The organism is Plesiomonas sp., assembly GCF_051652165.1.
GTDB lineage: Bacteria > Pseudomonadota > Gammaproteobacteria > Enterobacterales > CAMTGL01 > Plesiomonas.
Window position 1 is genome coordinate 165,368 of the sequence record NZ_JBOFTR010000002.1, and the last position, 16,939, is coordinate 182,306.

Genomic DNA, 16,939 nt, shown 5'->3' on the forward strand with positions numbered 1-16,939 from the left:
ATACAGTGGCCTGTTTACAGGCCACACAGCACACAGCGAGTCTCCGTATGCATTGCAGATGGTTCTACCGCTAATGCACTCAAGCATTGCGTACGTGAGTGGCTCATTTTATAACATTACATACTGCGTGCACGCGCTTTGGCACGTAAAGCGGCTTTATCACTTGCACTTAAAAATGCTTGTGTCATGCCGTTTTCTTGCGCTTGGCGGATTTGTGCGGTTGACAAGCCTGCGGCAGGTGCAGCAACAAGATATTCATGGCGAATATCAATGCCCTCTACTGCGGGATCATCCGTATTCAGGCTGGCTAAAATGCCGTGTGCCAAGAACGCTTTCAGTGGATGATCACTCAACGTACTGACTGTTGTGGTTTGTATATTTGAAGTCAGTGCTGATTCAATACCGATTTGGTGTTCAGCGAGGTAATCCATCAAACGGGGATCTTCAATCGCTTTGACCCCATGCCCAATACGCTCGGCACCGAGTTGATTAATCGCTTGCCAAATGCTCTCTGCACCTGCAGCTTCACCTGCATGTACAGTAATATGTAACCCAGCATCACGGACTTGGTGAAAATGTGGTACAAACAGCTCACCAGGTTGACCAAGCTCATCACCGGCCAGATCGATTGCCACTAAATGCTGGCGGCAAGCAAGCAGTGCATCTAACTCTTGCTGACAGGCCACTGTGCCAAATGTGCGGCTTAAAATCCCAATTAAGTTCGCTTGTACGGTGAAATCTTTCTGCCCTTGTGTAATGCCATCAATGACCGCTTCTACCACGCCTTGCAGTGGTAAGTTGTGTTTCATTGCCATGTAATAAGGGGAAAAACGCAGTTCGGTATAATCTAACCCAATCTTATCGGCATCTTGCATATTTTCATAGGCAACACGGCGACAGGCATCAAGATCAGCAAGCACACTCACACCCCAATCAAGCTTTTGTAGAAAGCTGACTAAGGTTGGCGCATTATCAGTAATACTAACGTAGGGTAGCAATGCATTCAGATTATCCGCAGGCAGTGCGATACCGTGCTGCTGACCTAATGCCAAGATAGTTGCAGGGCGGATATTGCCATCAAGGTGGCGGTGTAAGTCGGTCAACGGTAAATCACGAGCGATCATTCTGCATTCTCCCATAATAATATGGTGTGAGAGTATAGGCATCCGAATGTAAAACACCTAGGTTTGTTGCTTTTTTTATGTGACAAAAATCACATCGAGGGGGCGGTGTTGCAGAGTGTTTGGTTTTGGTGTGTGCAGGTATTGTGACTTATCTGTTTAACCGAGATTAACAGAGCAGAACAACCTATTGTTCGAGGGCCATTTGTAGCCAGATCGCGCATATATTCTGCTATGATTTATCTATTTTTGTGGTCATTACCGCGATTATTGAGTCGTGCTTGCGCAATACTCACACTGAATAATCGGTATCTAAATCAAACTCTTTGAGTTTACGGGTAAGAGTATTGCGCCCCCAGCCCAGTAAGCGCGCCGCTTCTTGTTTATGCCCTTGAGTGTAGTGCAGTGCGGTTTGTAATAGAACGCGTTCAAATTCAGGTTGTGCATGGGTCAGAAGTGATTGTTCACCCTGTTGTAAATGTTGTAATGCCCAGTGCTGAAGCTGCTGTTGCCATGCAGTGTGCAGGCTAAAAGCCGATGAGTCTGTAGTAGGAACACGTAGCTCTTCAGGTAAATCAGTCGCTAAGATCTCTTTTCCTGCGGCCATAACCGTTAGGCCACGGCAAACATTCTCTAATTGGCGCACATTACCAGGCCAGCGAAAGGTCCTCATCAGTTGCAGTGCCGCAGGATGTAGGCTTTTTGCCTCTACGCCCAACTCACGGGCTGCCAATTGTAAAAAATGCTGCGTTAACACGGCAATATCTTGCGTGCGTTCACGCAGGGCCGGCAGTAAAATTTTAATCACATTGAGGCGATGATACAGATCTTCACGAAAGAGCCCTTGCTGCACCTGTCGCTCTAGATTTTGGTGGGTGGCGGCAATAATACGCACATTCACATTGACGGCTTGATGTCCACCTACGCGGTAAAATTGCCCTTGGGCTAAAACACGTAGCAGACGGGTTTGTACATCAATAGGCATATCACCAATTTCATCTAAAAATAGTGTGCCACCATTAGCTTGCTCAAAGCGCCCTTGACGCACGGTGTTTGCACCGGTAAAGGCTCCTTTCTCATGGCCAAACAATTCAGATTCAATCAAATCTTTGGGAATAGCGGCCATATTGAGCGCAATAAATGGCGCATGCGCACATGGGCTGTGCTGATGCAGCGCATGGGCGATTAACTCTTTACCTGTGCCTGACTCACCATTAATTAATACACTAATAGATGAGCGTGATAATCGGCCAATAGCGCGAAATACCTCTTGCATGGCAGGAGCTTCACCAATAATAGCAGGGCTGTGCGGATGGGTGGGTGAAGAGGGGATAGGCGGTACGCGACATAACTCACGGCGATGTAAAATAGCCCGCTCAGCCAAACTTACCGCGTCATCAATATCAAACGGTTTGGGCAGATAGTCAAATGCGCCGCGTTGATAGGCGCTGACTGCCGCATCTAAATCAGAGTGCGCTGTCATAATGATGACCGGCAGATCAGGATATTGAGTCTGCAATTGAGTGAGCAGTGTTAAACCATCGATACCCGGCATTCGAATATCAGAGATCAGTACATCAGGGCTGCGAGTTGTGAGTGCGTGCAACACCTGCTGCGCATCTTCGAACGTTTCACAATGTATGCCACTGCCAGAGAGTGCTTTATCTAATACCCAGCGGATGGCGCTATCATCATCTGCAACCCAGACTTGCCCTGTACTCATCGTTTGCCTCATTAATCTGCCTTAGGTCTCTCTATTATTTTCGTAGCGGCAAATACACTGAAAATTCAGTATGGCCAGGCCAACTGCTGCACTCAATTTTCCCTTGATGCTGGTCAATAATATGGTGTGCAATTGATAGCCCAAGCCCAGTGCCGCCCTCACGCCCACTGACCATCGGATAAAAGAGAATATCTTGCAGGTGTGCTGGAATACCTGATCCGGTATCAATAATATCAAGCCGTATCACGAGCCGATAGCGTTCGCCGTGCAGCATCTGCTGAAAGGCGGTGCGTGTACGGAAGGTAATACTGCCAGTGTGTTCGCCAAGTGCTTGTAGGGCGTTACGCGCCATATTTAAGATGGCTTGTTCAAGTTGCTCGGCATCATGCTCAAATTCCGGTAGGCTTGGGTCATAATCACGCAACAGTGTAATATGAGGCGGTTTTTCTAGCTCAATGAGTTGCCGCACCCGTTCTAGTACAACATGCAAATTCTGCTCTATCCGTACGCCTGGCCGCTGTGGGCCGAGTAGACGATCAACTAAGTTTCGTAGCCTATCTGCTTGGCTAATAATTATCTGGGTGTATTCAGTCAGCTCAGGGTTAGGCAGGGCTTTTTCTAGCAGTTGTGCAGCTCCCCGTAATCCCCCTAGTGGATTTTTAATCTCATGCGCCAGACTACGGACTAAATCACGTGCCGCAACTTGTTGCGTTTGATGCAGTAACTCTTGGCTAATTTTTCGGTGAGTATCGAGCGGTTGTAACTCAACTAAAATAGCTGAACTTTCCGGTGTGATCAGTGGTTGGGCCGTTAGCGCCAATGTGTGGGCTCGCCCATCAATCACCAGCATCACTTCGTTATCGGTAAAACTCTGTTGGCTATCAAGCGAGATCTGCATCAGTGTCAGATCAAGTGAGATATAACTAAACAGTGAGGCAAGAGGTAAACCGATAAGTTTACGGGTGCTGTGTGCCAGCAGTTGTTCTGCCGCGGGGTTAGCAAACTGAATGGTTAAATCATCATCAAGCAGTAAGACACTGGTTTTGAGGTTGTTGAGCAGCAAGTGGGAGTAGTGCAACATATCTCGCCTTAATGATGTCAGCCTGACAGCAAGCAAAAGCAGTGTACACGGACTTGAGGTTTAACAGATACCTCTTTGCGCCAAAAAAGTGCCGATTGTGCACCCAAAAGTGCCACTGTGATGACCTTTTGATGCGTGATTAAAAAGAGCGTATGAAACGTGTGTAAATCAGGCTATGTTAGGGGGGATGCGTGCAGAACCCCTTTTGTACGGTAAGCATACCCGCTTATTTGTACCCAATATGCTGGTGAGTTTGGTGAGTTTGGTGAGTTTGGTGGGGAAGTGGCAGGGGCAGGGGCAATTGGGTAGAGGCAGTGATGTCAGTACACAACAGATCACGATGATAGAGATTCGTAATCGTGGTCGCTCTTGTCAAATAACAAAGCCATCTGAAGCGATGGCTTTACTGTGTTTTGCCTAGAGTGGTTAGTGTTGGTACTTAATCTTCCCAGTGCTGTGCGCGGCTGACCGCTTTTTGCCAGCCCTTATACAGGCGTGCACGTTCACCGTCAGACATGGTCGGTTCAAATACCCGATCAATGGCTGCTTTGCACTTGAGCTCATCCAAGTTCTTCCAAAAACCAATTGCCAGACCCGCCAGATACGCCGCACCGAGCGCGGTGACTTCACGCACTTGTGGCCGCTCAACCGTGGTGCCCAGAATGTCAGATTGGAACTGCATCAGGAAGTTGTTTTGTACTGCACCACCGTCAACCCGTAGGGCGGTCAGCGGAGTACTGGAGTCAGCTTGCATCGCATCGAGCACATCACGGGTTTGATAGGCGACGGATTCGAGCGTGGCGCGGATCAGATGGTCACGGTTTGCACCGCGGGTCAGACCGAAAATTGCGCCACGGGCATACGGATCCCAGTAGGGAGCGCCAAGGCCGGTAAACGCCGGTACAACGTATACGCCGTTGCTGTCTTTAACCTTGGTGGCGAAGTATTCAGAGTCGAACGAGTCACCCAGCAGACGCAGCTCATCACGTAGCCACTGAATAGAGGCACCGCCGATAAATACCGCACCTTCAAGTGCATAGTTTGGTTCACCTTTCGGGCCACATGCAATGGTCGTGAGCAGACCGTGGTGCGAACGTACCGCCTCTTTACCGGTGTTCATCAGCAAGAAGCAGCCCGTTCCGTAAGTATTTTTTGCCATACCCGGATGTACGCACATCTGGCCAAACAGCGCGGCTTGCTGGTCACCGGCAATACCGGCAATCGGGATACGGGTACCGCCTTTACCACCAATGTTGGTTTGGCCATAAACTTCGGAGGATGGGCGTACCGCTGGCAGCATTGCACGTGGGATATCCAGTGCTTCAAGCATGCGGGTATCCCAGTCTAGCGTGTGGATATTAAACATCATGGTACGTGAGGCGTTGGTGTAGTCGGTAACGTGTGCACGCCCTTGGGTCATCTTCCAGACCAGCCAAGTGTCAACCGTACCAAACAGCAGCTCTCCACGCTGGGCACGTTCACGTGAACCTTCAACATGGTCTAAAATCCACTTCACTTTGGTGCCTGAGAAGTAAGGGTCAACCACTAGACCGGTATTGTGGCGGATGTACTCTTCTAGCCCTTGCTCTTTAAGTGCTTCGCAGATAGGCGCAGTGCGGCGGCACTGCCAGACAATGGCATTATAAATCGGCTTGCCAGTCTCTTTTTCCCACACAATAGTGGTTTCACGCTGGTTGGTGATACCAATACCGGCAACCTGATCAGAGGTGATACCGGCTTTTGCCAGCACTTCGACTAGCACGGCACTTTGTGTACCCCAGATCTCCATCGGGTCGTGTTCTACCCAGCCCGCTTGTGGGTAGTGTTGGGTAAACTCGCGTTGTGAAACACTGATAACATTGGCATCGTGATCAAGAACAATCGCACGTGAACTGGTTGTGCCTTGATCCAGCGCCACCATGAATTTTTTTTCAGTCATCGTCGACTCCATTGTTCTATCCTAGGTCAGTTATTCTTAATTTTACGCATGAATGCGTCATTATTCAGTGGATTATAGGGTCTTTTTGCCATGGGCTTAAAAATAATGCTGGCACGGCAGCTCAACGGTATCAGGCATCGTAATGTGATTGATATCACCCGTGTTATTGCGCTGTTTTGGTCACAGGGCTCTTATCATCAGTTAATGCACAACGATTACAAGGCAGATTGCGGCCAATCATGGCGCGATAACCAGCAGCACCCAAACATGCACCAACAATCGGGGCAATAATTGGGATAATAAAATACGGAATATCACGTCCCCCTGTCAGGGCGATATCCCCCCAACCGGCGATAAATGCCAGCAGTTTCGGGCCAAAATCACGTGCCGGATTCATCGCAAAGCCAGTGAGCGGGCCCATTGCGCCACCAATAATGGCAATGACTAGACCAATGAGCAGTGGCGCTATTGGGCCGCGTGGCAAGCCGTTACCATCGTCAGTCAATGCCATAATTAGCGCCATTAGAACGGCGGTAATCACCAATTCAACCACAAAAGCGTGGCCGACACTGATGGCAGCATGTGGGTAGGTTGAGAATATACCGGCTGTTTGTAGGCTCTCTACGCTGCCGCGTACGATGTTGTGGGTTGCCTCAACGTTGGTAAACAGATTGCCGTACAGGAAGTAGATCAGTGCAGCAGCACAAAATGCGCCCGCAACTTGCGCAATAATAAATGGGATCACGCGCTTGCGATCAAAACAGGCAAATAGCCACAAGGCAATAGTCACCGCAGGGTTAAGGTGTGCGCCAGAAACACCGGCAGTCAGGTAGATGGCCATTGCCACGCCCACCCCCCAGATAATACTGATCTCCCATAAGCTCATGCTTGCGCCAGCTAAATTCGCTGCAGCCACACAGCCAAGGCCAAAGAAGATGAGAAGTCCGGTTCCGATAAATTCAGCGGTACATTGTGCGGTAAGCGTAGGGTGATGAGTTGTAGGCATAGTTGCAGTCCTGTTGTTATTGTGGAGTCCGCAATGGGGAGTACTTAATGGGATAGACCAGATCAGTTGTCCTTGGTGTAAAGATAACGTTAAAGTTCGAATGCGAAAAATAAGAAAGATAGAATGTGCGCTATCGGTCAAAATTTATGATTTTTTGCACATTTTTTAGTGAACAGGCTCAAAATTTAGTGATAAGTAGCAAAATATGCTCTTTACGCATTTTCTGATAGCTGAATCAATTAAGCTAAAAGGGGTGGGGATCAACACCAAGAGTGAGTGGAATGTAACTGATGATGGTGTAATGTTTGTTTTATGTTTCTTTGGCGAATATGGGCCTGTTTTCGTGAATATTGGGTAGATAACAAAAAGGGTTTGGTATACGTGTTGTGGTATAAATGGCTTGCCGTATCAAAGGGATTAGTGCGTTATTAGACTCCCCTTTCCTAAGGATATGGCTGAATAAATCATAATATATACGAAAGAGAGTAAAAAGCTGTGTGGATAGGGCTGTGGTCTATGCAGGCTGTGGGGTACAATCGATAATACGTATAGTCGCGATAGTGCGATGATTAAAGGAGTCTTTATATGTCTTTTGAAGTATTTGAGAAGTTGGAATCTAAAGTTCAACAAGCTGTTGATACCATCCAGTTACTGCAGATGGAAATTGAAGAGCTTAAAGATCAAAATCACACACTGGCACAACAAGTTCAACAAGGGGCATCTTCTCATGATGCTCTGCTGCGTGAAAATGAGCAGTTACGTTCTGAGCACCATGGCTGGCAAGAGCGTTTACGCGTACTGCTCGGTAAGATGGACGAAGTGTAATATAAAAAAACAGAGCATTTATGCTCTGTTTTTTTATCTCGCTACCGTGCAGTGGCGACTTATCACAGATAACAGAGAGTGTAGGCTTATCTCTTCGTCTTTTCAGCAATGAATATGAATCGGTTGATAGGCAAAGCTAAAAAGTCCGTTAGTCGATCTCAAGAGGCTCTGGCGATAAGAGTATCCCCGTACTATCAGCATAAACATGATCTTCAGGTAAAAACGTTACCCCTCCAAAGTTCACCGGAACATCGGTTTCACCGTGCCCTTGCTGATCTGCACCTACAGGGATAGGAGCAAGTGCTTGAATGCCAATATCGCTCTCTTCAAGCTCATCCACTTGGCGAATTGCACCGTATACAATGATACCTTCCCAAGCGTTATCACAGGCTTTACGTGCTAAAGCTGCATCAATCAAGGCTCGACGTACTGAGCCGCCACCATCAACCAGCAATACACGACCAAGGCCGTTTTCCTCGAGTACTTCACTGATCAATTGGTTGTCTTCAAAACATTTAATAGTGGTGATTTTTCCGCTAAATGCACTGCGACCGCCGAAGCTGGAGAACATAGGTTCAACCACATCAACTTGATCTAAATAGATATCGCACAGTTCAGAAGTATCATATTTCATAAAACATCAGCTTAGTGATTGAGTGTGCTCAAAGTATAACCTTGAGCAAGCTGATTGCAAAACCACCAACATCGGCAGATGCAACGAAAGTCTGTTTTTTTCCACAAAGGTATTATGGCCAAATGAGTGCCCGATATGATAAACGAGCATATCTCTGAGGTTTTAACACAAGAGTGCAGGTGTTAACTGAGCACTAATCCAATTGCAAACAAGAGGTTCGTTAACAGCGCCCCTTTGACGACTTGTTCAAGTAATGGGCGCAGTGCTGCACCATTGGGTTCGCGCCACACTGCGATGGCATGTTTAATCAGCAACGGGCTGGCCAGTAAAAATAGCCAGATCACCCGCGTCTGCACGGTAAATAGGGCGTACAGGGCCAAACTTAGCAGCGCCCCGCCAATCAGCATCAGATGATAGCGTCTGCCCCATAATGGGCCCATGCGCACAACCAGTGTATTTTTCCCACAGAGCCTATCAGTTTCGATATCACGTAAATTATTTACATTCAGTACCGCAGTAGCCAGTAAGCCGCAACCTATTGCTGGCAGTAGTAACGTGGTCTCAAATGTGCCTGTTTGCAGGTAATACGTACCACCGACCCCCAGTAAACCGAAGAAAGTGAGTACTGAGATATCACCTAACCCCATGTAACCATAAGGTTTATTGCCAACGGTATAGGTAATAGCAGCAATAATTGCCACTACGCCCATCAGCAGAAACCCGATAATGTCTTCTGGTTTACGGCAGGCTAAGAAAATTAATGTACTGCCACTGATTAACGTGAGCAGGAGAGTGAGTAGCATAGCCCGCTTCATGCTCTGTGCTGAGATTAGGCCACTTTGTACTGCCCGACGTGGGCCCACCCGATCTTTATCTGTGCCTTTGACGGCATCTCCGTAGTCATTGGCCAAGTTGGAGAGGATCTGGAGCAATGTGGCTGTGAGCAGTGCCAAAACAGTAATGGTGGCCTGAAAGCGCCCTTGCCACATTGCCACTGCAGCACCAGTAACAATAGAGGCTAAAGCCAGCGGTAAAGTGCGCGGACGTGTCGCTTCCAACCAGATGGCAAATTTGGAGTCACTCATGGGTTTGGCTTCAACATAGTTAAGGGTTAAAAATGGCCGGCAGAGCAAGTCATGCGATAACGCAAGAAGGCAGTGCGAGGAGTGTGAACGCGGTAGTTTACCGTATCTTATAGGGATGCGGGTATGGCTGTTTGGTTAAATTCACAGCATAAGCTGCGGTATAAAGAGAAAAACAGAGCGCAAGTGCGCTCTGTTTTTGAGAAGCAAAAAGCGGTGCAAGCCTATTATGGATAACATACCAAAGCATGATGAACCATGATTGCCACCGTTTTGTTTGGCTGATTACAGAATAAAACGGCTGAGATCTTCGTCTTCTACGACATCAGCCAAGTATTTGCTGACGTAATCGGCATCAACGGTGATGAGCTGACCTCCGCGCTCACTGGCATCAAAAGAGACCTCTTCAAACAGGCGCTCCATTACCGTGTGTAAGCGACGAGCACCAATATTTTCAGTGCGTTCGTTCACGGTAAAAGCAGCATCCGCTAAACGGCGAATACCTTCTGGTGTGAACTCAACATTCAGACCTTCGGTTGCCAGCAACGCTTTATATTGCTCAGTCAGTGAGGCACTTGGCTCTGATAAAATGCGCTCAAAATCAGCACTGGTCAGGGCATCAAGCTCAACACGAATAGGCAGGCGGCCTTGTAGCTCAGGCAGCAGATCAGACGGGCGAGCAACCTGGAATGCACCTGAGGCAATGAACAGGATATGATCGGTATTCACCATGCCGTGCTTGGTCGATACAGTACAGCCTTCAACTAACGGCAGCAGATCGCGCTGAACACCTTCACGTGAAACATCAGGGCCAGAGCTTTCGCCACGCTTACAGATTTTGTCTATCTCATCGATAAAGACAATGCCGTTTTGCTCAACAGCGTGAATCGCTTGTTCTTTGAGCTCTTCAGGGTTGACCAGTTTAGCGGCTTCTTCTTCAATCAGTGCTTTAAGGGCTTCGGGCACTTTGAGTTTGCGTTTTTTCTTTTGCTGACCGGCCAGATTTTGGAACATAGATTGCAACTGGTTAGTCATCTCTTCCATGCCTGGTGGTGACATGATTTCAACACCAGCACTGCCAGCTGCCGCCGTCTCAATCTCGATCTCTTTATCATCGAGTTGGCCTTCGCGCAGTTTTTTGCGGAAGATTTGGCGAGTGTGTGATTGCTCGTCAGCTTTTTCTGTCTGGCCCCAATTATCACGAGGAGGCGGCAGCAGTGCATCTAAAATACGATCTTCTGCTAACTCTTCAGCGCGTACTCGATTTTTTTCGATTGACTGCAAACGCACCATTTTAATGGCTGCATCGGTCAGATCGCGGATAATAGAGTCAACTTCTTTACCCACATACCCCACTTCGGTGAACTTGGTTGCTTCCACTTTGATAAAGGGCGCATTAGCCAGTTTTGCCAAACGGCGAGCAATTTCTGTTTTACCAACACCGGTTGGGCCGATCATCAGAATATTTTTGGGTGTGACTTCATGACGCAGTGCTTCTGGCAACTGCATCCGCCGCCAGCGGTTACGCAGCGCAATAGCAACCGAACGCTTGGCTTTATCCTGACCGATGATATGACGGTCAAGCTCGTGGACAATTTCACGGGGGGTCATTTCAGACATGGTCAGGCCTTAAATTTTACTTGGAAGTTCTTCGATGGTTTTGTGTTGGTTGGTATACACACAAATATCACCGGCAATAGTCAGGGCTTTTTCCACGATATCGTGGGCGGAGAGCTCGGTATTTTCCAGCAGTGCACGTGCAGCAGACTGGGCAAACGGGCCGCCAGAACCAATGGCAATGAGATCATTTTCTGGCTGCACGACATCACCGTTACCGGTAATGATTAAAGAGGCATTTTCATCGGCAACGGCCAGCAGTGCTTCTAGTTTACGCAGAGCACGATCAGATCGCCAATCTTTGGCCAGTTCAACGGCAGCTTTAACCAAATTTCCCTGATGCATCTCTAACTGACGCTCAAAACGCTCAAACAGGGTAAATGCGTCAGCAGTACCGCCTGCAAAACCGGCAATCACTTGATCGTTATATAAACGGCGCACTTTGCGCGCGTTGCTTTTCATGACCGTGTTGCCAAGAGAAACCTGCCCGTCACCGCCAATGACGACTTTACCATTACGGCGCACACTTACGATTGTTGTCACTGTGTGTTCCTCATCGAAAAATAGTGTAAAGCCCTGATCACTGTCAGGGCACTTACTGCTTAGATGGGGATTTAGGCAAGGAGTTTCAACCCTTAACAGGAAGAATTAAACAACCGGACATACCGCTGCTTTTTAAACGGCTCTGTTGTTTGTCTGCGGCAGCACGGCTGCTATAAGGGCCAAGTACCACACGATGCCAACTATTACTGGTGCGTAAGTTAGCCTCAATGCCTTGGAATGCAAGGGTGGCTTGCACTTCTTCTGCTTGAGCACTGGTACGGTAAGCGCCGCACTGAACCAGCCACTGTTGTGGTTTTTCATCCACTTTTTTGGCTGTTTCAACTTTTACCGCTTCACTTCGCGCCGTTTCTGCGCCACGTGGAATAGGAGGAGGTTGTACGAGTGTTGGTTTACTCTCTTTTACCGTTGGTGTGGTCTGGCGAGGTGGCGGCTCAACGTTTGCGGTTGGTAACTCTTGGTGAGTACGTGTTGAAGCACTGTAATCGGGGACGCTTTGTTGTTTTACGGGTGGTTTACCATCAACATTACCGTTACGATCAGCCCGTGGTAAAACTTGTGGCGATTGCTGCATTTCAGTTTGCAGTTGGGTTAAAATGGCCTGCTGCTCTGCGGTTAACTGAGTTGGCGCGGTGCGATCTTGCATTGGGTTATGCGGATCACTGATCACTACCTCTTTATTTTCCAACTCTTTGATGTAGCTCCAACGCTCTTCGGGTTTTACCGGCAAACCATTTTTATGCTTACTTTGCTGATGTAAGTTGAGTGCTGCATCGGCATCACGGTTTTTGGCGTAATAGACTCCGCCCGCAATACCGGCAACCAATGCAGCAGCAAGACCGATAGCCATAATGGGCAACGGGCGAGGCGTTGTTTTTGTTTTTCGGCGTGCTTTTGCTTTTGCCGCCGCGCGTTTACCGCGGGATACGTAGTCTCGTTGTGCCACAATGAATATCGAGTCTGACTGTTTAACGGAATAAGGCAAACATGTTACTTAACTGAAGCAGACTTGACCAGTTATGGATGCGAAAAGCGGGCTATTTATTCATCGTATTTTGCATCAAAATCAATCATCACAGATTTTTTGGATGTATAGCGTACAATCTTGCAGATGATTTAATCATTTTTGTGAGCAACAACGGCAGTCATAACCTGATTGGCAAAATAGACCAGGTATAAAATTTGACCGACAATGCCGGCCAAACGGTAGTGATAAGGTGACAATAGAGCGTGTAATACGCTCTAAATAACCGTCAATAATCAAGGAAATGTGATGTTAGCGGCGCGGTGGTGCAGTACTGGCACGTACCACCAGTTTGGCATCGAGCAGCCGTGAGCTCGTACCGATATCTTTGCCTCTGAGCATATCAAGCAGTAATGTCATTGACTGGCGGCCAATCTCATAACGGGGTTGAGAAACGGTGGTCAGTGGCGGATCGCAATACTCTGAAAACTTAATATCATCAAAACCAATGATTGATAAGTCTTGTGGTACGCGAAACCCCAGTTTTTTTGCTTGCTGTAATGCGCCAATTGCCATGACATCACTGTGGCAAAAAATAGCCGTTGGAGGAGAAGGTTGTGCCATCAGTTGCGAAACAGCTTGTGCACCAGCCTCAAAACTAAAATTGCCATAGGTCATGTACCTGTCTTCGACGGCAATTCCGACACGGCGCATCGCCTGAATATAGCCCTGAGTTCGGTAACTACACAGCGGCATGCTGCTTGGCCCGGCAACGCAGGCAATGCGTTTGTGGCCAAGTTGCGTGAGGTAGTGCACGGCATCAAATGCGGCAGTCAGGTTGTCGATATGTACCGTGGGCAGTTCAAGTTCGGGTGAGAACTCGTTGGCCATGACAATCGGTGGTAAGTTTTTTTGTTCCGGTTTACTGATATCAAACGGTAGATTTGAACTGAGCAGCAGCATGCCATCAGCTTGTTTGGTGAAAACCAGATTCGCAAACGAACGTTCGCGGGCATTTTGTTGTGCACAATCACCTAATAATACTAAATAACCTTGTGCGGTTGCGGCCTCTTCGATCCCACGGATCACATCCGCAAAAAAGGGATCACTGATGTCGGGCACGATCACAACGATAGTTTTCGATTCATTTCTGCGCAGATTGCGGGCGAGCGAGTTTGGGGAGTAACCCACCTCGACGACGGCTTTTTCGACACGTTGGCGAGTGGCTGTTGAAACCTTATCCGGGTTCATCAGCGCACGGGATACCGTGGCAGTCGATACGCCTGCAAGCTGGGCAACGTCCTTCATTGTTGCCATATACCATTCTCCTACATTTCTGAGGGTTGTGTTCTCCCTGTCAGCAACAGGCTGCTAAATTCGCAGCGAAAGAAAAATGCTGCTGAACACCAACATTGTAAACAGCTGTGACAAGATGAAAAATGCGCTCGATTACGGAAATTACATTTTTTTCGTGATGTAATTCGCTTTTTGAGCGCAAAGATCGATGTGGCACGTTAAATCATATCGATAGGATCGACATCCAGTGTCCATTTTACTTTGCGCGAGAGCGGTAACATTTCGCAGGCAGGCCGTGCTAAGGTTAGAATTTGTTGCAGCATTTTGCGTGAAGGGTGTTGGATCAACAGTTGCCAGCGATAGCGTCCGGCCCGTTTGCTTTGCAGCGAGGGTGCAGGGCCAAGCAGCCATAAATCGTCGGTTTTCAGCGAGCTAGCATCTAAAACAGTGCGGATTTGGGTCAGTAACTGGCAGGCTGGGTCTCCCTGATGATCTTCAGCCCGAATCAGCACATGGTAGGTAAACGGTGGCAGCCATGCGACCTGTCGCTCTCGCAGTGCTTGACCGGCGAAGGCCGGATATCCCTGGGTTAACAGTGTTTGCAATAAGGGGTGATCTGGCTGGTGGGTTTGCAGTAACACTTCCCCTTGTTTTCCGGCACGCCCTGCACGCCCAGCGACTTGTGTATACAGTTGAGCAAAACGCTCGGCAGCACGAAAATCGGCAGAAAAGAGTGCACCGTCAACATCAAGCAGTGCTACTAAGGTTACGTTAGGAAAGTGGTGGCCTTTAGCCAGCATTTGCGTACCAATTAAAATCTGGCTGCGCCCTTGCTGTATATCCTCTAAATGCTGTTCAAGTGAGCCTTTTCTGCGGGTGCTGTCGCGGTCAATACGGGTGATGCTAAATTCTGGCATCAGTTCACCGAGCGTGTGTTCTAGCTGTTCTGTACCTACACCCACCGGTATCAGCTGGGTTGAGCCACATTGTGGGCATTGTGGTGGCACAGGGTACTGATTATCGCAATGGTGACAGCGTAGATTGCGGCTAACCTGATGAAAGGTATAGGGGCGATCACAGCGGGGGCAGTGGGCAACCCAGCCACACTCATGGCACAAAAGAGCAGGTGAAAAGCCGCGCCGGTTTAAAAATAGCATCACCTGATTACCCTGTTGCAGATGTTGGCGCATACGCACCAGTAACTCTGCCGACAAGCCAGCATGTACGGGTTGGCCTTTCATATCCAACACAAATTGCTTAGGTGGTTTGGCATTGCCCGCCCGTACGGTCAGATGCAGGTGGTGGTATTTTCCTTGCTGACAGTTGTGCAAACTTTCTAGCGCAGGGGTGGCCGAGCCCAGTACCACAGGGATCTGCTCTTCATAGCCACGCATCACTGCCAGATCGCGCGCGTGGTAGCGCCAGCCCTCTTGCTGTTTGTATGAGCTATCGTGCTCTTCATCAATTACCAGCACGCCAGGGCGCGCTAACGGGGTGAACAGAGCAGAACGGGTGCCGATCACAATGGCACTTTCGCCTGTACGCGCACGTCGCCACACTGCCAGCCGTTGGTTATCGTTGAGTGCGGAATGCAGCACATCTACCGGTACATTAAAACGTTCACGAAAACGGGCGATGGTTTGCGGTGTTAGGCCAATTTCGGGAACTAACACCAGAGCCTGTTTACCTTGTGATAGGGCTTGCTCTATTACGCTGAGATAGACTTCTGTTTTGCCAGAGCCTGTGACCCCTTCAAGTAGCCAGACAGCAAAATTACTGCGGCTGTTGATTGCAGCCACGGCGGTGGCTTGCTCGGTATTTAGGCGTGGGCGGTGCTCGCTGGCGCGATAGGTCGGCCGCCAATCGTGGTGCGATGGCATTTGTAGCTGAACATCTATCAGCCCTTTTTGCCGCAGTGTATTAAAGGCGTTGTCACTGCAACCCTGTTCTTGCAGTGCGGTTTTATCAAGTGGCCCGTTACGCAGTGCTTGAATGATCTGCCACTGTTTTGGCGCACGTTTGAACTGAGTTTGTAGGCTGATTTTACCCTGTTCGGTCAGTTGCCAGTATTGCTCGGCCGCCTGCTCAGTGCTGTGGCCTTGACGCAATAGTACTGGCATGGCTTGAGTTAGTACATCGCCAAGCGGATGCTGATAATAGGCGGCCGCCCAGTGCAATAAGCGCCAAATAGGTGCTGACCAGAGAGGATCGTGATCGAGCAGTGTGGTGATCGCTTTGCACTGATCATGTGGGATCTCGGCGCTGTCAGTTAGGCTCTCTACTACCCCGATTAGCTCGCGTCGCCCAAATGGCACTTTAACCCGCATACCGGGCAATATCGATTGACCGGCTATCTGCGCAGCAGGCAGCAAATAATCAAACAGGCGTGGCAGGGGAACGGGCAGGGCAATTCGGGCTACAGATTCAGTCATTTGGGCAAGCGGCTCATTGGGTCAGAGAATACAGTGTAAGGGGAAGCCGAGAGTAGATCGATCCTTTGTATCAAAAAGGGTATGATTAGTGGTGAAAAAGGCGGCAGCCTGCTTGAAAGGTGGGGATGAATGCCGTATTATTTTGCGCCTTATAACTGTGTTATTAATCCTCGTGTGGTGTTTGGCAAATTACTGTGTAAAGCGTGGTAAGGTTGACCAGATAGCGACACGGCCTTTACTGAGGTTTCCCATGAAGCAAGGTATCCACCCAGAATACAAAGAAATTACTGCAAACTGTTCTTGCGGTAACGTTATCAAAATCGGTTCTACTGGCCGCGACATTAACCTAGACGTGTGCGGTAACTGCCACCCGTTCTATACTGGTAAGCAACGTGAAGTTTCTACCGGTGGCCGTGTTGACCGTTTCAACAAGCGTTTTGGCGCACTGTCTGGGAAGAAGTAATCTTTCTTCTTTCTGCAGTATCGCGAAAGCAAAAAAAGCACCTTTGGGTGCTTTTTTTATATCTCAGATATAACACTGCAATATAACCTGTTCCGTAGTGATTTATCTTCTTGCTGACACGTTTTTTCAGATGTATCGGCTGGGAATCCCCCTTGAGATTGCTTATCATCAGCGTACGTTACGTTCCGTAACACA

General features: G+C 48.6%; 15 protein-coding genes. 3 read left to right on the plus strand and 12 right to left on the minus strand.

What is annotated here, in order from left to right:
- Positions 1 to 116 precede the first annotated feature (116 nt).
- From add to glnL, 3 genes are all read right to left on the minus strand, one after another.
- Entirely contained in the window at positions 117 to 1,124 is a 1,008-nt protein-coding gene (add, locus tag ACRC53_RS01070) for an adenosine deaminase (protein ID WP_438641733.1), read from the minus strand.
- A gap of 289 nt (positions 1,125 to 1,413) precedes the next feature.
- The gene (gene glnG / locus ACRC53_RS01075; protein ID WP_438641734.1) at positions 1,414 to 2,844 is read right to left on the minus strand and encodes a nitrogen regulation protein NR(I); all 1,431 of its coding nucleotides are present in this window, start codon (positions 2,842 to 2,844) and stop codon (positions 1,414 to 1,416) included.
- A 34-nt stretch (positions 2,845 to 2,878) separates the two neighbouring features.
- On the minus strand, positions 2,879 to 3,925 hold the full coding sequence (gene glnL / locus ACRC53_RS01080) for a nitrogen regulation protein NR(II) (RefSeq protein ID WP_438641735.1): 1,047 nt from the start codon (positions 3,923 to 3,925) through the stop codon (positions 2,879 to 2,881).
- Positions 3,926 to 4,112: 187 nt separating this feature from the next.
- Here glnL and ACRC53_RS01085 point away from each other — a divergent pair, with 187 nt between their 5' ends.
- Positions 4,113 to 4,346 (plus strand): hypothetical protein, encoded by a 234-nt coding sequence (locus ACRC53_RS01085; protein ID WP_438641736.1) that lies wholly within the window; start codon positions 4,113 to 4,115, stop codon positions 4,344 to 4,346.
- Between the two features lie 18 nt (positions 4,347 to 4,364).
- On the opposite strand, the gene glpK is transcribed toward ACRC53_RS01085, so the two are convergent.
- Positions 4,365 to 5,864, minus strand: coding sequence for a glycerol kinase GlpK (gene glpK, locus ACRC53_RS01090; RefSeq protein WP_438641737.1), 1,500 nt, complete (start codon positions 5,862 to 5,864; stop codon positions 4,365 to 4,367).
- A 163-nt stretch (positions 5,865 to 6,027) separates the two neighbouring features.
- Positions 6,028 to 6,870, minus strand: coding sequence for an MIP/aquaporin family protein (locus ACRC53_RS01095; RefSeq protein ID WP_438641738.1), 843 nt, complete (start codon positions 6,868 to 6,870; stop codon positions 6,028 to 6,030).
- A 585-nt stretch (positions 6,871 to 7,455) separates the two neighbouring features.
- Here ACRC53_RS01095 and zapB point away from each other — a divergent pair.
- The gene (gene zapB, locus ACRC53_RS01100; protein ID WP_438641739.1) at positions 7,456 to 7,695 is read left to right on the plus strand and encodes a cell division protein ZapB; all 240 of its coding nucleotides are present in this window, start codon (positions 7,456 to 7,458) and stop codon (positions 7,693 to 7,695) included.
- A gap of 148 nt (positions 7,696 to 7,843) precedes the next feature.
- Here zapB and rraA read toward each other — a convergent pair whose 3' ends face one another.
- From rraA to priA, 7 genes are all read right to left on the minus strand, one after another.
- Positions 7,844 to 8,329, minus strand: a complete 486-nt coding sequence (gene rraA, locus ACRC53_RS01105; RefSeq protein WP_438641740.1) for a ribonuclease E activity regulator RraA — start codon at positions 8,327 to 8,329, stop codon at positions 7,844 to 7,846.
- Positions 8,330 to 8,511: 182 nt separating this feature from the next.
- Positions 8,512 to 9,414, minus strand: a complete 903-nt coding sequence (locus tag ACRC53_RS01110; protein ID WP_438641741.1) for a 1,4-dihydroxy-2-naphthoate polyprenyltransferase — start codon at positions 9,412 to 9,414, stop codon at positions 8,512 to 8,514.
- A 282-nt stretch (positions 9,415 to 9,696) separates the two neighbouring features.
- Positions 9,697 to 11,031, minus strand: coding sequence for an HslU--HslV peptidase ATPase subunit (hslU, locus tag ACRC53_RS01115; RefSeq protein ID WP_438641742.1), 1,335 nt, complete (start codon positions 11,029 to 11,031; stop codon positions 9,697 to 9,699).
- A 9-nt stretch (positions 11,032 to 11,040) separates the two neighbouring features.
- Positions 11,041 to 11,571, minus strand: coding sequence for an ATP-dependent protease subunit HslV (hslV, locus tag ACRC53_RS01120; protein ID WP_438623864.1), 531 nt, complete (start codon positions 11,569 to 11,571; stop codon positions 11,041 to 11,043).
- 85 nt (positions 11,572 to 11,656) lie between these two features.
- Positions 11,657 to 12,535 (minus strand): cell division protein FtsN, encoded by an 879-nt coding sequence (ftsN, locus tag ACRC53_RS01125; protein ID WP_438641743.1) that lies wholly within the window; start codon positions 12,533 to 12,535, stop codon positions 11,657 to 11,659.
- Between the two features lie 330 nt (positions 12,536 to 12,865).
- Positions 12,866 to 13,870, minus strand: coding sequence for a DNA-binding transcriptional regulator CytR (gene cytR, locus ACRC53_RS01130; RefSeq protein WP_438641744.1), 1,005 nt, complete (start codon positions 13,868 to 13,870; stop codon positions 12,866 to 12,868).
- Between the two features lie 197 nt (positions 13,871 to 14,067).
- Positions 14,068 to 16,281 (minus strand): primosomal protein N', encoded by a 2,214-nt coding sequence (priA, locus tag ACRC53_RS01135; RefSeq protein WP_438641745.1) that lies wholly within the window; start codon positions 16,279 to 16,281, stop codon positions 14,068 to 14,070.
- Positions 16,282 to 16,531: 250 nt separating this feature from the next.
- On the opposite strand from priA, the gene rpmE reads away from it, so the two are divergent.
- Complete coding sequence (gene rpmE / locus ACRC53_RS01140) at positions 16,532 to 16,744, plus strand: 50S ribosomal protein L31 (RefSeq protein WP_438641746.1); 213 nt, start codon at positions 16,532 to 16,534, stop codon at positions 16,742 to 16,744.
- Positions 16,745 to 16,939 lie beyond the last annotated feature (195 nt).